Below are 769 nucleotides of genomic sequence, written 5' to 3' on the forward strand. Positions count from 1 at the left end.
GATCGGCTCACCGTGGACCAGCGCGATGATGGCGTCGGCTTTGGTGTCGGGGCTCTTGATGGCGTCGAAGGCGCCGTCGTTGAAGATGGGGCAGTTCTGGTAGATCTCCACGAACGAGGTGCCGCGGTGGGCGGCTGCGGCGGTGAGTACGGAGGTGAGGTGTTTGCGGTCGCTGTCGATGGTGCGGGCGACGAAGCTGCCTTCGGCGCCCAGGGCCAGGGAGACCGGGTTGAAGGGGTGGTCCAGGGAGCCGACGGGGGTGGACTTGGTGACCTTGCCGATCTCGCTGGTGGGGGAGTACTGGCCCTTGGTGAGGCCGTAGATGCGGTTGTTGAAGAGCAGGATCGTCATGTTGACGTTGCGGCGTAGTGCGTGGATGAGGTGGTTGCCGCCGATGGAGAGGGCGTCGCCGTCGCCGGTGACGACGAAGACGGAGAGGTCTTCGCGTGCGGTGGCTAGGCCGGTGGCGATGGAGGGGGCGCGTCCGTGGATGGAGTGCATGCCGTAGGTGTCGAGGTAGTAGGGGAACCTCGAGGAGCAGCCGATGCCGGAGATGAAGACGACGTTCTCGCGGCGGATGTTGAGTTCGGGGAGGAAGCCTTGGACGGCCTTGAGGACGGCGTAGTCGCCGCAGCCGGGGCACCAGCGGACTTCTTGGTCGCTGGTGAAGTCCTTGCCGGTGAGTTTCTCGCCCTCGGCCAGTGTGGGGACACCGTCGGTGCCCAGGGCGGGCAGGCCCAGATCGATGGTCGTCATCAGTTCGCCTCCT

General features: G+C 65.8%; 1 protein-coding gene. It reads right to left on the bottom strand.

Annotation, left to right across the window (positions count from 1 at the left end; genetic code table 11):
* The coding region (locus DNK54_RS20960; protein WP_110208962.1) for a 2-oxoacid:ferredoxin oxidoreductase subunit beta at positions 1 to 756 on the bottom strand (756 nt) is incomplete at its 3' end.
* Positions 757 to 769: the final 13 nt, after the last annotated feature.

The sequence above is a fragment of the Nocardioides daejeonensis genome, assembly GCF_003194585.1.
GTDB lineage: Bacteria > Actinomycetota > Actinomycetes > Propionibacteriales > Nocardioidaceae > Nocardioides > Nocardioides daejeonensis.